The organism is Legionella oakridgensis ATCC 33761 = DSM 21215 (assembly GCF_000512355.1).
Classification (GTDB): domain Bacteria; phylum Pseudomonadota; class Gammaproteobacteria; order Legionellales; family Legionellaceae; genus Legionella_A; species Legionella_A oakridgensis.
This window is the reverse complement of the sequence record NZ_CP004006.1, coordinates 1,791,778-1,804,134: the sequence shown is the minus strand read 5'-3', so window position 1 is coordinate 1,804,134 and position 12,357 is coordinate 1,791,778. Positions and strand designations below refer to the sequence as shown.

Here is a 12,357-nt window from a genome sequence, read left to right as displayed (position 1 = left end):
CAGTCCAAGTCGGCTTTTTAAGAGCATGGATGGACTGTCAGGAAACATTTTTAAAATTCTGCTTTAATCCTTGCCAGCAAGCTGCATAATCTCGTTGACGTGCAGGGTGATTAAATGCTTGTTCGGTCACCAGCCAGGGCATGCATGATTCAAACATAAATGCTAGGGTATTTTCATAATATTCTGGCTTAAGTTCTCTAGTTGCGGCTTGTTGATAGGTATCTGCATCCGGACCATGGGCTGTCATGCAGTTGTGAATGCTGACTCCACCAACGCAAAATCCCTCTTTTTTGCATCGTATTCACCTTTAATCAGTCCCATCAGTTCGCTCATGATATTGCGGTGAAAATAAGGAGGTCTGAAAGTATATTCAGCGACCATCCAACGTGATGGAAAAATGACAAAATCAAGATTTGCAACACCAGATACCGTACTTTCGGAAGTTAAAACCGTAAAAATGGATGGATCCGGATGATCAAAACTGACGGTATTCATGGTATTGAATAACGACAAATCGTAGCAATACGGGGCATAATTTCCATGCCAAGCAACAACATTTAGAGGAGAATGCTGGTTTTTCGCCATCCACCATTGATGTTGAAATTTACAAATTAATTCGACTTTTTCTTGAGTATCTTCAAAAGATGCTTGTGGATAAAGAAAATGACGAGGGTTAGCTAGACCATTGGCTCCTATTGGACCCAGCGGTGGCAAGGTAAGTGGTGAAGCACTATTTTCACAAAGATATCCCGCGGCATGGGAGTCAAGCAATTCGACCTTAAATTTGACTCCGCGGGGAATGACGGCAATGAATCCGGGAGAAATGTCCAACTTGCCGAATTCGGTATGCAATCTTATTGAACCTAAATAAGGCACAAATAATAACTCTCCATCGTTGTCGCTGAAAAAACGTGCATGCATCGATTGGTTGCATTGATAGAGGTAGGTGTTGAGCAGATGATTCCCTGCCAGATGAAATAACCCATCGATGAAATCTTGTTCCTGGTCAGCTGTAATTAAAGGTGACCATCTGAGTGGGTTAGGAGGAAGTGCCGTGACGTATTGATTTTGAATTTCGTGAGGGTAACGCTCATATCCTTGCTGAACAACAGAGGGGAGTATTCGATACATCCAGCTGAAAAGATTATTATGGCGCGGGCGAGTGAAGGCGGTACCGCTTAATTGTTCGGCATAAAGGCCAAATTCACATTGTTGGGGTGAGTTTTGTTTTTTAGGCAAAGCACCTGGTAAAGCTTCACTTTGATGATGATTTCCAAATCCTGCTAAATACACTGCTACTCTCCTTTATTTCAATGTTAAAAAGCATAGCTTGAATCAGGGTACATCATCAATCCCAAGAATCTTATTTAATGGCCAGGTATAACATTCTTTTTAAAACGCTGCCATTGTATAATTCACATAGAATTTAATTATATGTATTCACGGTGGAGTATTTTTCATGGCAGGTCATAGTAAATGGGCTAATATTCGTTTTCGAAAAGGACTACAAGACGCCAAACGAGGTAAAATTTTCACAAAACTGATACGGGAGATTACTGTGGCTGCCCGTATGGGGGGCGGAGATGAGTCGTCCAATGCAAGATTGCGTGATGTGATCACCAAAGCACTAAAAGCCAATATGAAGCGCGACACCATTGATAATGCAATCAAACGTGGGGTTGGGGGACTCGAAGGCCAGCATATGATGGAAATGCGCTATGAAGGATATGGTCCAGGAGGAGTCGCGATCCTCGTTGATTGCCTTTCTGATAATAAAAATCGAACCGTATCGGAAGTTCGCCATGCTTTTTCAAAGCATGGCGGTAATTTGGGAACAGACGGTTCTGTTTCTTATCTCTTTAATAAGCAAGGTGAGATTTTACTGGCCCCGATGCAGTCGCAGGAACAAGTCATGGAGATCGCTATTGAAGCGGGAGCGGAGGACGTCAATGAAGAAGAAGGACACATTGAGATCATCACGGCTGCAGAGTCTTATCATTCCGTATTATCTGCCTTACAAGCTAAACAAATGGAAATTGAGCATTCTCAGCTGACCATGCGTGCTCAAACCATGGTTCCAGTAGATAAAGAAACGGCAGAAACGCTTGAAAAGCTCATTGACATGCTGGAAGATTTGGATGATGTCCAAGCGGTGTATTGTAATGCAGAATTTCCGGACGGTATTTTTGAGTAATCATGATTATATTAGGGATAGATCCAGGCTCGCGCATCACAGGTTATGGACTCATAAAGGAAAATGATAAGCGTCAATTGCATTATCTTGATAGTGGCTGCATACGCACTCCTCAGGGTGAGTTAAGTGAAAGGCTATTGCAGATTTTTAATGGAATTTGTGAGTTAATGGATGCATTTAATCCCGATGAAGTAGCGATAGAACAGGTATTTATGCATCAGAATGTCAATGCTGCACTGAAATTAGGGCATGCGCGTGGAGTGGCGATGGTGGCTTCTGCGTCTCATCGTGTAAAAGTCAGTGAATATTCTGCACGAGAAATAAAGCAAGCGGTGGTTGGCTATGGAGCAGCACAAAAAGATCAAGTCAAGCATATGGTTGTGAGTTTGCTTAAACTTGATAGCTCCCCGCAAAGTGATGCAGCGGATGCGTTGGCCATTGCCATCTGTCATAGCCACATGCGCAACGGATCTGGGGTATTAAGGAGAAAAACTGTGCATAGGTGGCGTCGATGATAGGGTGGCTAAAAGGTCAGATTATTGATAGAAATCATCCAGGAAAAATAGTCATTGATGTAAATGGCGTTGGTTATGATGTAGAAATGTCTTTACTCACTTTTTTCCAGTTGGAAATGCATGATGGTGAGGTTGGTCTGCATATTCATACCGTTGTGCGCGAGGATGCCTTGTTGCTGTATGGTTTTTTGGATAAGGAAGAGCGTGCTTTATTCAAATCCTTGATTAAAGTTAACGGTATTGGTCCCAAGATGGCGCTGGTGATATTGTCGAGTATTACTCCGGATGAATTTATTCAATGCATTCATCAGCAGAATGCTGTTTTTCTTACTAAATTGCCTGGTATTGGCAAAAAGACAGCCGAGCGTTTGGTGGTTGAAATGAAAGATCGACTCACACATTTGCCACAAACGGCTGTGTTGCAAGAAAAAAACACAGACGGCTCGCTGGCTCAGGAAGAAGCTGTTAAAGCTTTGGAAGCTTTGGGATACAAACCACAGGAAGCAATCAAGGCCGTAAAAAAAGTCAATGAAGCGGGTAAAACTTGTGAGCAGTTAATTCGTCAGGCATTGCAGTTGCTGGCTGGGCATTAAGAACCTGTCTTCCTAGTCTAACTATGCGAGGGTAACAGCCTTGATGTTCTCCTGGCGTTCAACATGCTCAGGAAACCTGAAATTCATTCTTGTTTGGCAGATATTGGAAAATAAACTTTTACTATCAGACCAGTTCCTTCTTTTGGCGATTCAAGCGTGACACGGCCATTATGTAAGGCACAAATCTGTTGGACAATCGCAAGCCCAAGGCCGCTTCCCGTGCTTTTATTGCCGAGAACGCGAAAAAATCGTTCAAAAACACGGGATTGTAATTCAGCAGGTATTCCTGGACCATTATCTCGTACTTCAAGAACGGCCTCATTTTGTTCCTGATAGACTCTTACAATGACTTGCCCACATTCTCTTGAATAACGTATGGCGTTGTCGACCAGATTGCGAATTAATATACTGATTGCTGTAGGATTTCCGATGAAATTGGGCATTTGTTCGTCATGCTCAAGTTCGAGTTCAATTTGTTTTTCAACGGCTGTTGGTGCCAGCATCGCTAATACATCACGAGCAACTTTTGCCATATTAACTTCGTCAAGATCATTAATGGTTTCTGCCTCTGGAACCAGTTTACTCATGGTCAATAACTGCTGAACAATATGAGTACTGCGGTTAACACTGGCAATTAGTTTTTGCAAAGCTATATTTTTCTCATCGATGTTATTCGTGTTCAAAGCGACCTGAGCTTGTGTCTTGAGGGCGGCCAGAGGAGTACGAAGTTCATGGGCAGCATCGGCAGCGAAACGTTTTTCACGCTCAAAGCCTTGCTTTAGCCGGTAAAACAATTTATTTAATTCATCAATGACTGGCTTTATTTCTTCAGGGACTTCCTTAATGCTAACTGGCTCTAAATGATTGGGGGCACGGTTAGCGACTTCCTGTGCTACCCGGTCCAAACTATCTAAACCTCGGCCAATGATAATCCAAATCAGGAGGCCAGACAGTGGAAAAGTGAGCAACATGATATAAAGATCATCTTGAGCGATTCGTTGACCTAACTCATTTCGAGTATCATAGCGTTCACCCAAAACCGTACGTACTCCTGCCTTGTCATTATAAGTTGTGAATACGCGCCATTTTTGTTGATCAAGAACTTTATCGTTGAATCCATCGGTATCTTCAGTCAATGGTAGTTTTGGCGCACTCGATGAATGTAATAATAATTTTCCACCGTCAGTCCAGACTTGAAAGCTGAATTTGTCCAGATAATGCTCGGGCGTGTCGTCTTTAATTAAGGGCCGGTCGTAATAGGTTTTACTTTTTGGGAATCGTGTTCAGGGTATTTTGTATTTTCGATAATGGGCGTTGATGAACATCATCCCCTAATAAGGCTTGATAAGAGAGGGCTGAAACTGCCATTAAAGTATCCAGATGTTCCTGAATATCTTTTTGATCCAGATAATAATTTCCTATGGCAGTTAACGTCGTTGTGATTGTAATTGCCAGTAAGAGGTTAATTAATAAAAATTTACGTATTGAAGCTTTCACGGCCAGGGCCTGTTATGATTAACTAAAATGTGGCTCAGCCCTATCATGGAACGGTATGACATCGTTCGGCAAGATTTTGAGTCACCCGGGGCTGTTAGAGAACTAATTAAACCCCTTCACTTTTTTCGGTATTTTTTTCTGCCATATACCCAACGCCCCGTATGGTACGAATGTAGTTGGCATTAAGTTTTTTCCGTAAATTATGAATGTGTACTTCTAAAGCGTTGCTGTCGACGTCTTCATCCCATCCATAAATGCTTTGCATTAACTGTTCTCGTGATAAAACATGACCGCTGTTTTCCAACAATTTTTGCAGTAAAGCAAACTCGCGTCTTGGAACATTGATAATAACATCATCCACTGTAACGGAGTGTGCAGCCGGATCTAGGGTTACGTTTCGATATTGCAAAACGCTGTCTGCCCGTCCTTGCGAGCGTCTTATCAAGGCGCGAACCCTGGCGCTAAGTTCATTTAGGTCAAATGGCTTAATTATATAATCATCAGCACCGCTATCCAATCCTTTAACACGGCTTTCTACCGATTCCCTTGCCGTTAAGATAATAACAGGGGTTGTATTGCCTTCATGACGAATGGATTGCAAAAGGCTAATACCTGATAATTTTGGTAACCCCAAGTCTAAAATAATCAGCTCAAAAGATTCTGATTTCAACGCGGCGCGCGCGGCTTCCCCATCTTTCAACCAGTCTACTACATAACCAAACTGGGTTAGGCCAGTCTTGACAGCGTCGCCAAGTAATTCATCATCTTCAATCAGTAGCAATCGCATTCTTGCTCCTTACACTATCCGGCTAGCTTCGTGAGTCACTGGAGGAATGTTCCAGATCTTTCTCAACCAAGTGCCTGGTCAAATAAATTGCTTGAAGAAAGATAAAAAGCAGGGTGAATCCTGCACCACCAAATAATTTAAAATTAACCCAAAAATCCGTATCAAAATAATAGGCTACATACAAATTAAGGGCACCCATAACCATAAAAAAGATGGCCCAAGCGACATTTAATCGTTGCCATACCTTGGATGGAAGATTGATGTTACCATCCATCATTTTTTGAATAAGAGGTTTTTTACCAATCACCGATGATCCAAGAAATACGACAGAAGAGAGCCAGTAAATCCCTGTTGGTTTCCATTTAATGAACCAGGGATTATGAAAAAATAAAGTTGCTCCTCCCAAAACCATAATTAAAATCAAGCTGATAAGGTGCATTTTTTCATAATGTTGATTTTTGATGCGGTAAAATACAACCTGGGTAAGAGAAGCAACCATGGCTACTGCAGTAGCGGTGTATATCCCAAAAAATTTATAGCAAATGAAAAATATAAGAATAGGGAAAAAATCAAATAATAATTTCATTGTGTTGGATAAGCTCTTATCAATATACTAAGTATAACACACGATTTTATGCCATCTTGCAAGCTGGTCTTCGTCAAAAATTATATTTATTGCAAAAATAAGTCATTTTAGTGTGAGCTTTGCTAAATTATTGAACATTTCAGGTGTATTGTCCACTCTTTTAACCCAGTATTATTTTTTGCCCTGGCTTAAGCACATGTTTGTGAAGCTCTGGGTTTAATTGCATAATTGACTTGACATTTGTATGGAAGCGTTTGGCAATAGAGCTTAAGTTATCACCCTGTTTAATCGTATAAGAACCTCTATTATTGTATTTCCAGATGATCAATTGTTTCCCGAGGCTTAAAGGGGTGCGTGGTCCGAGCCGGTTCCATTTTCTGATGTTGCTTTCGGTAACCCCATATTTTCTTACTAACTGAGCATACGAGTCATTTTTTTGGATAATGTGGACTACTTTATAATAATGTATTTCATTGAAATGCGAGCTTTTGTTCATTGGTGGGGGAGATTTTCCCGCAGATGAGAGAGCGGGCGTATTTTTGTTGCTTGGTACCAGAACAAATTGCCCTTTTTTAACCGAATTTGTTTTTAACTGATTTAATTCTTTTATTAGATTGGCGGTGGTATGATATTTTTGGGCGATGAGAGTAAGGTTATCGCCAGCACTGACTTGATGGCGAGTCCAACTGACGCGTTTTTCTTCAGGAAAGTTCGCCAGATTTCGGCTAAAATCTTCAACACGATCCACTGGAATCAATAATTTGTATGGGCGATAGGGGGCGGTAGTCCAACGGTTATAGCCGGGATTTAATTTGATTAATTCCTTATAGGAAATACCCGCCAATTTTGCAGCATGGCTTAAATCAATTTGGCTGCCAATATTGACTTCTTCAAAATAAGGCATATGAGGAATTTCTGGCAATTGAATATGATATCGTTGTGGATTTTGAATAATTGCGGCTAAGGCAAGCAATCTGGGAACGTATATTTTAGTTTCCTGAGGGACAGGTAATGACCAAAAGTTAATATTGCGATTTTGCCCATTGTTTTTAATGAGCCGTGCAATGGTTCCCTCCCCGGAATCATAGGCAGCAAAAGCAAGTAGCCAGTTGCCATTAAAAAATTTGTTCAAATAACCGAGATAGTTAAGAGCTGCATCCGTAGATGGGCCGATGCTTCGGCGACCGTCATACCACCAATCTTGTTTTAATCCAAGTCCTGTGCCTGTTCCAGGCATGAGTTGCCAAAGTCCCGCAGCGCCCGCTCCGGAATAGGCAAAAGGATCGTACGCACTTTCTATCATAGGAATCAGGGCAATTTCACCGGGCATTTTCCGCTTTTTGACTTCAGTCAATATATGATAAATATAAGGCTCTGATTGAGTGAGTTTATGCAGATAACTTGGATGAGCAATAAGCCAGCGAATCTGGCTTTGGACTTCAGGGCGAGTAATTTCATGGCTAAGCAAAAATTGCTTGCGTAAAACATCCCATACGTTGGGTGGTGAATAGGCATGGGCTGCTTTAATAACATTCAAACTGGAAAGAATGAGGAGTAAGTAAAGTATAATGGATGACTTAAACTTCAAATTAACAACCAGATTAAATTAAGGAAATTGCAGTCTACTAAAAAAATAAGAAGCGATAAACCTTTTTTGATTGTGTTTTGTTCTTTAAGTATATAATTATATCCTTTCGCGTATTTTTTATTAAAAATGGTCTTTATTTTTACGTAATTGTTTAAATATTTCAAATTGATCCAATGGATTTATACCTTTATTTTTCGCAAAAATTTGTAATGCCGGAGTATCTGTTCTTAAAAAAGGATTAATTTTTTTTCTAACGCGATGGTGGATGGTAATGAGCACGCATTAGGGTGCTGCATGAGGTAGGTTTTGTAAGATTCAATGACTGGATTTTCAGGATCAACGGTTGTGGCAAATTGCAAGTTTTGGCGGGTGTATTCATGTGCACAGTAGACTTGGGTGTCTTGAGGTAACTTTTTTAGTGAAAGAAGGGAGTGATACAAGTCTTCCATGGTTCCGTCAAATACGCGCCCGCATCCGGCGGAAAATAAAGTATCACCACAAAATAACCAGCTTTTGCTTGGTTCATGATAACAAATATGAGAACAGGTATGTCCCGGGGTGGCCAAGACACGAAACGCATAATGATCAATGGGCACAATGTCTTCATTGCGTACAATGTAATTTACTTGTGGAAGCCTTTGATCTTGCGGCCCATATACAATCGTTTTGGGAAATGCTTGTAATAGTTCATCAACTCCTCCAAGGTGATCCGTGTGATGATGGGTGATAAGAATGTGCGTCAGAATGAGTTGATTATTCTTAGCATAAGTTAACACGGTTTGAGCATCACCAGGATCAACGCATAGGAGGGTGTGTTTTGATTCATTTACAATCGCCCAGATGTAATTGTCCTTAAATGCAGGCAGTGCAATGATGGCCATATAATTCTCCAGCTGAGTTCACCTGATTGTAAAATTCGTTTTTCATTATATTGCGTATTTAAATGAGAACAACGCTCCTAAGCTCATAGTTAATTTATTGAACTATACTTTTTATAGGTATAGAGCAGGACTGACCAAAAACTTGGAGGCTATTATGAGCTTGCATAAAGGTTATGATGAGAGTCAAGTGTTCTCTGACCTAAATCATGATGAAGAGATGGAGGAATTTGATCTCATCGATGAATCAGAACACAAAAAACGTGTGCGAAGAATGATTGAAGAGAGACTTGAACGTAAACGCTTGAGAGAGGAGTTTGAAGATGAGCTGGATGATGAGTTTGATTGGGACGAACTCGAGCGTTAGAAAATTGCGTTTTTGTAAAGCGTAATGGTTTTTGGTGATGACTGGATTCAGCACCATTCATGTAAATGAGATGCAGCATAGAATGTATTTTTCAATAAAGTGCTGATGGTCATAGGACCAACCCCCCCAGGGACAGGCGTTATCCACGCTACTTTATCTTTGGCAAGTGCATAATCAACATCACCGCGTAGTGTGCCATCTTCGTTGCGATGAATACCGACATCAATAATAATTTGCTGTTTATTCAGCCAATTGACATTAATGACATCAGGGACTCCAGTTGCTACCACCAGGATATCGGCAGCGCGGACATGATGTTCCAAATCTCGGGTAGCCCGATGGCATATGGTTACAGTGGCTTTAGCAAGTAAAAATTCAAGTGCCATGGGGCGGCCCACGATATTGGATGCGCCGACCACAACGGCGTGTTTTCCTGATAGAGTTAATTGATAATAGTTCAGCATTTGTATGATGCCATAAGGGGTGCAAGGTCTAAGTTGAGGATTCCCTTGTGCGAGCCTTCCCAGGTTGTACGGATGAAAGCCGTCTACATCTTTGGTGGGCTTGAGTCGTTCTATGATGGCTTGGGTATGAATATGGCTTGGTAGAGGGAGTTGTACCAGAATGCCATCAATGTCATTGGCCTCATTGAGTTGCTCGATGAGCATTAATAAATCTTTTTCACTGGTTTGTTCGGGAAGATCATAGGCATAAGATTTAAATCCAACTTCATGGCATGCTTTGCGTTTGTTATTGACATAAATTAAAGAAGCTGGATCTGCGCCAACAAGGATCACTGCAAGACCAGGAGGACGATGACCTTTTTGTTCGTGTGCCATAACGGTTTGCTTGATATCTTGCATGATGGCAGAGGCAATTGGTTTACCAGCTAGTAATGATGCGGACATTTTTTATGCTATGGATGAAGGAGTGACAGATTATGAAATATCTGTGAGGACTAAGCAACGTTAAAATCGTGCATGTTTTTGGTCATCTTATGAACTGATTATGAGATTGACTTACAGGTTAGTTGAATCACACTCCGTATAATGATAATTTTATTGAACAATTAACATGTTAATTGCTTTGAGCCCCTGGGAGCGCTGGTTGAAAAAAATTCTACTGCATACGTTTCTCATTTTGTTAGCGTTTCCTCCCGCTGTTTTTGCTATTGGTTTGGGTGAGATGGTTGTCCATTCCCATCTGAATCAACCGTTTGATGCTGAAATCAACTTACTTGATGTAGGAAATATTCCACTTGCTGGAATAAAGGCGAATCTTGCTGCTGTTGAGGATTTTCAACGCATAGGTCTCGAACGAAATTTTGTATTGGATCTATTAACTTTTCGCGTTGAAAAAAATAAAACAGGAAAAGCCATTGTACGGATTCAGTCGGTGGAAAGAATCTCTGAGCCTTATCTGGAAATATTAGTAGATTTGGCTTGGGCCAATGGGCAAGTTTATCGAGCTTATACTGTTTTGCTTGACCCGCCCGCTTATCAACTGACGTCTTCGGCAAAAACAATGCGTAGTAACGTAACAAAACATCAAATTTATCAATCCGATTCTTACCAGTCTGGAGTGTTAGAAAAAGAAGTGATAAGCCAGGTTGAGCATGCCCCAGATAGTGAAGCAGCACGTGCTCCCATGATTTACGGGCCAACGATGGCGAATGAAAATATTTGGCAAATAGCTCAGCGCTATAAAACACCGGACGTTACATTGCAGCAAATGATTCTTGCTATCGTAGGCACAAATCTGCAAGCGTTTGAACAAGGCAATTTGAATGGTCTTAAAGCAGGGATAAAATTAATTATTCCTGCCAGTGATGTGGTTAGAAAAATTCCAGAAAAACAGGCAAAACTGGAAGTTTATGCCCATGACAATGCATGGCAATTAAAACAGACGATTCAGCATGTTTTGTTACCCCCTTATATTGATGGAAAGCTGGCTAAGACAGGCGTTGTTATGGAAGAAGATGAACATGCTTCGATATTACCGTCTATACCCGCGGCTTTTCAGCCCACTGCAGCAAACGTTCCGACGTCTTATTTTTCTTCATTTTTACCCAAAGTGACGTCACTCTTATCTGTTCACGGTGATGTTGCGTCAGGATCATCAACGGTTACGGTGGATAATCAGCCAATGCCTGCGCAACAGGGTAAAATTAAGGCAGAAATGGATGTTGCTATTGCGGCCATTGAATCGGTCAGAGAAACAAATGCATTATTGAACGAGCAATTGCGCTTGTTACAAACAGAGAATAAACGTTTGCAACAACAATTAGCGCAACGTGAGCAAGAAATGCAGCAGTTACGCAAGCAAGTTCGCTCTCTTATGATAAGACAAGGATTGGCCGGACAGGCCAATGCTCAGCATGAAACAGAAACGGATTATCGTTGGTTATGGTGGCTATTATTCTTAATTATGGTTATTGCAGGCAGTGGGGCAGGTTATTGGTGGTTTTGGCTAAAAAGAAAAAACGACGTAAAACCACCTGTAAATCATGGCGAACCTGAAGTTAAGGAAGATATTTCCGCTTTGGTACCTGGTGCTAAAATTGATGAACGTATCATCACTAAACAATCTGAAAAGAGGCTAGAGCCGGAGGAGGGACCAGAACCGCAACCAGAACCAAGGCTAGAACCAAAGCTAGAACCAAAGCTAGAACCAAAGTTAGAACCAAAGTTAGAACCAAAGTTAGAACCAAAGTTAGAACCAAAGTTAGAACCAGAGCCAGGGATTGCTGTTGAACCTTCTTTACCAGAAGTGTCTGAACATGGTCTGGTATCAGAAGAATTGCATTTGCCTGAGAAAGCAAATGGTACATCAGAGAATAAAGTGCTACCTGACAAAGCTGAGGGCGATGAGTTTGTCATTGAATATGAACCAGTTTTGCCTCAAGAAATAAAACCAATGATGGATGATGGACATGATAAACCAGCGACCATACAGGAAGAAAAAGATGACAATATCATTGATTTCGACTTAAATTTTAGTGAGCCTGAGCCTGAGCCTGAGCCTGAGCCTGAGCCTGAGCCTGAGCCTGAGCCTGAGCCTGAGCCTGAGCCTGAGCCTGAGCCTGAGCCTGAGCCTAAACCTCATTTAGAAACCGATATGCTCAAACCGGTAAAAAGTAAGCGGGCTTTGGATACTTTAATTGATTTGGCAAAAACATACATTAGTATGGAAGATTTTGAAGCCGCAAGACAATCTTTGCAGGAAGTATTGGAGCATGGCAGCGAAGAGCAACAACAAGAGGCTAAGCGCTTGTTGAATGATTTAAAGTAAAAAGCTAAACCGAAAACATCCTAATCTCCCAATGCGCGAAGATATGTTTACTGAAATAATT

The 12,357-nt window shown here is 41.2% G+C and carries 9 protein-coding genes and 3 pseudogenes; 5 read left to right on the top strand and 7 right to left on the bottom strand.

The features are described 5' to 3' along the window. Positions 1-37 precede the first annotated feature (37 nt). A pseudogene (hmgA, locus tag LOA_RS08830) lies at positions 38-1,293 on the bottom strand (homogentisate 1,2-dioxygenase). A 166-nt stretch (positions 1,294-1,459) separates the two neighbouring features. Here hmgA and LOA_RS08825 point away from each other — a divergent pair. From LOA_RS08825 to ruvA, 3 genes are read left to right on the top strand one after another with little or no spacing between them, the layout of a single operon-like run. Continuing rightward, positions 1,460-2,194: a YebC/PmpR family DNA-binding transcriptional regulator gene (locus tag LOA_RS08825; protein ID WP_025386010.1), complete on the top strand. Its 735-nt coding sequence runs from the start codon at positions 1,460-1,462 to the stop codon at positions 2,192-2,194. Continuing rightward, positions 2,194-2,709, top strand: coding sequence for a crossover junction endodeoxyribonuclease RuvC (gene ruvC, locus LOA_RS08820; RefSeq protein ID WP_025386009.1), 516 nt, complete (start codon positions 2,194-2,196; stop codon positions 2,707-2,709). Before LOA_RS08825 ends, ruvC begins: the two co-directional genes overlap by 1 nt. After that, entirely contained in the window at positions 2,706-3,302 is a 597-nt protein-coding gene (ruvA, locus tag LOA_RS08815) for a Holliday junction branch migration protein RuvA (RefSeq protein ID WP_025386008.1), read from the top strand. The genes ruvC and ruvA overlap by 4 nt, the downstream gene beginning before the upstream one ends. An 83-nt stretch (positions 3,303-3,385) precedes the next feature. On the opposite strand, the pseudogene LOA_RS08810 reads toward ruvA, so the two are convergent. From LOA_RS08810 to gloB, 5 genes and pseudogenes are all read right to left on the bottom strand, one after another. Continuing rightward, positions 3,386-4,799 (bottom strand): annotated as a pseudogene (locus tag LOA_RS08810) (ATP-binding protein). Positions 4,800-4,905: 106 nt separating this feature from the next. Continuing rightward, positions 4,906-5,586 (bottom strand): response regulator, encoded by a 681-nt coding sequence (locus LOA_RS08800; protein WP_025386007.1) that lies wholly within the window; start codon positions 5,584-5,586, stop codon positions 4,906-4,908. A 22-nt stretch (positions 5,587-5,608) separates the two neighbouring features. Continuing rightward, a complete protein-coding gene (locus tag LOA_RS08795; protein ID WP_025386006.1) occupies positions 5,609-6,172 on the bottom strand; it encodes a septation protein A in 564 nt (187 codons plus the stop codon). Between the two features lie 160 nt (positions 6,173-6,332). Further along, entirely contained in the window at positions 6,333-7,760 is a 1,428-nt protein-coding gene (locus LOA_RS08790) for a lytic transglycosylase (protein WP_025386005.1), read from the bottom strand. A 120-nt stretch (positions 7,761-7,880) separates the two neighbouring features. After that, positions 7,881-8,641: pseudogene (gene gloB / locus LOA_RS08785) on the bottom strand (hydroxyacylglutathione hydrolase). A 154-nt stretch (positions 8,642-8,795) separates the two neighbouring features. Between gloB and LOA_RS08780 the strand changes: the two are divergent. Beyond that, positions 8,796-9,005, top strand: coding sequence for a PA3496 family putative envelope integrity protein (locus LOA_RS08780; RefSeq protein ID WP_025386004.1), 210 nt, complete (start codon positions 8,796-8,798; stop codon positions 9,003-9,005). 47 nt (positions 9,006-9,052) lie between these two features. Here the strand turns inward: LOA_RS08780 and folD are convergent, their stop codons facing one another. Next, on the bottom strand, positions 9,053-9,913 hold the full coding sequence (gene folD, locus LOA_RS08775) for a bifunctional methylenetetrahydrofolate dehydrogenase/methenyltetrahydrofolate cyclohydrolase FolD (protein ID WP_025386003.1): 861 nt from the start codon (positions 9,911-9,913) through the stop codon (positions 9,053-9,055). 166 nt (positions 9,914-10,079) lie between these two features. On the opposite strand from folD, the gene LOA_RS08770 reads away from it, so the two are divergent. After that, a complete protein-coding gene (locus tag LOA_RS08770) occupies positions 10,080-12,296 on the top strand; it encodes a FimV/HubP family polar landmark protein (RefSeq protein ID WP_025386002.1) in 2,217 nt (738 codons plus the stop codon). The last annotated feature ends 61 nt before the right edge of the window (positions 12,297-12,357 follow it).

Coding starts and splice junctions, on each gene's coding strand:
- LOA_RS08825 (WP_025386010.1), top strand. CDS start 1,460: ATGGCAGGTCATAGTAAATGGGCTAATATTCGTTTTCGAAAAGGACTA.
- ruvA (WP_025386008.1), top strand. CDS start 2,706: ATGATAGGGTGGCTAAAAGGTCAGATTATTGATAGAAATCATCCAGGA.
- LOA_RS08800 (WP_025386007.1), bottom strand. CDS start 5,586: ATGCGATTGCTACTGATTGAAGATGATGAATTACTTGGCGACGCTGTC.
- LOA_RS08795 (WP_025386006.1), bottom strand. CDS start 6,172: ATGAAATTATTATTTGATTTTTTCCCTATTCTTATATTTTTCATTTGC.
- LOA_RS08780 (WP_025386004.1), top strand. CDS start 8,796: ATGAGCTTGCATAAAGGTTATGATGAGAGTCAAGTGTTCTCTGACCTA.
- folD (WP_025386003.1), bottom strand. CDS start 9,913: ATGTCCGCATCATTACTAGCTGGTAAACCAATTGCCTCTGCCATCATG.
- LOA_RS08770 (WP_025386002.1), top strand. CDS start 10,080: ATGTTAATTGCTTTGAGCCCCTGGGAGCGCTGGTTGAAAAAAATTCTA.